This window comes from Pseudoalteromonas sp. BZA4, from assembly GCF_040104395.1.
GTDB lineage: Bacteria > Pseudomonadota > Gammaproteobacteria > Enterobacterales > Alteromonadaceae > Pseudoalteromonas.
Genome location: NZ_JBECOT010000145.1, coordinates 1 through 1219 on the forward strand (window position 1 = coordinate 1; position 1219 = coordinate 1219).

1 protein-coding gene is annotated in these 1219 nt (G+C 43.1%); it reads right to left on the minus strand.

What is annotated here, in order from left to right; translation table 11 throughout:
* Positions 1 to 30: 30 nt before the first annotated feature.
* Positions 31 to 1128 carry an ISAs1 family transposase gene (locus tag ABMY41_RS21775; protein WP_175081192.1) on the minus strand — a complete coding sequence of 366 codons (1098 nt, stop codon included), beginning with the start codon at positions 1126 to 1128 and terminating at the stop codon, positions 31 to 33.
* Between the last annotated feature and the right edge of the window lie 91 nt (positions 1129 to 1219).

A 1219-nucleotide genomic window follows, 5' to 3' on the forward strand; every position in this document is an offset into this window, starting at 1 on the left:
CAGGGTGAGAGCATACTTTGTTAACAAGTATTAACCAAAGATAAGCTCAGCCCTGAATTCATCGTCAAAACTAGCCCTAACACACTTACTGCGTATCGAGTCTTTACGGCCTTTGTGCTGTTTTACCAGGTTGCGAACAACCCGTCTGAACAGCGCCATATTCTCCGCCGAAATCGGCTCGCTTATCTGGCAAGCGTCTTCCTTAAAGACGACATCCAACACCCAGTGCTGCTGATTTTCTATGTGCCAATGATGGCGGATTGCTTTCTGCAACATCTGTGCATCTGGCTCGACAGAAGTAACATAAAAGTGCGTGTCTATTTTTATTATTGAGTCGGACTTATTGTGCCTTTCGACTGCGACCAACGAAGTAAGCCCTGGCCATTTTTCTTTTATCTCTTTAGGCAGTTTGTCTGCTTTTAGAGCGTAAGTGATCCGTGTTTCCTGACGTCCATGCCCATTGCTGGTTTGTACGTCCTCAGGCAAATCTCCCTCTTCTTCAAAAGCTTTTTCAAAACATGAAGCGACTGCTTTATAAAGCGTTTTCTGATTTGCTTTGACCTGAACCAAATAGTCCGCATCTCTTGAAGTCAGTGCTGAGAGTGTCGCTTTCTGACAATGTAGTGCATCTAGTGTGATGATAGAGTCTGAAATATCGAGCACATCTAATAAGGCCCTAACTGCTGGGATCTCGTTAGATTTACTTTCTACGGTACGCTGATACAAAGTTAAACCAGATTCACAATCAAAAGCGGACACCAAGTGTAAGTTATCCTCACGCTTTTTACTGGCACCACGCAGAGTTTTCCCATCAAATGCAATAATTGGCTTGTCAGATTGAGTTCGTTGCTCGTTAACCCAACTAAGCAGGGCCAAAATCAGAGAGTCAGTTTCCACTGTTTTAAGAATACGAGCAATACTATGTCGCGTTGGAATACCATGTTTAAATGCTCTGAACTGTCGGAGCCAAGACAGCTTGCTGTGTCCAAACACTTCGATATCTTTCCAGCCTTCACAACCAGATAAAACCGCCGAAATGATAAGAAATAAGACATCAGTAAGGTCATGATGTTGATTGATGAAAGAACGCTTATCTTCCACAAGTTCAAGGTGGCTAAATAACGACATAATTAACAAGTAGATAGTGACAATGTGGGCGTTATTAGATCAGAAAAGAGGCGGATGTTAAAGCCTTTTTACAAAGTGCGATCCCGCCGTG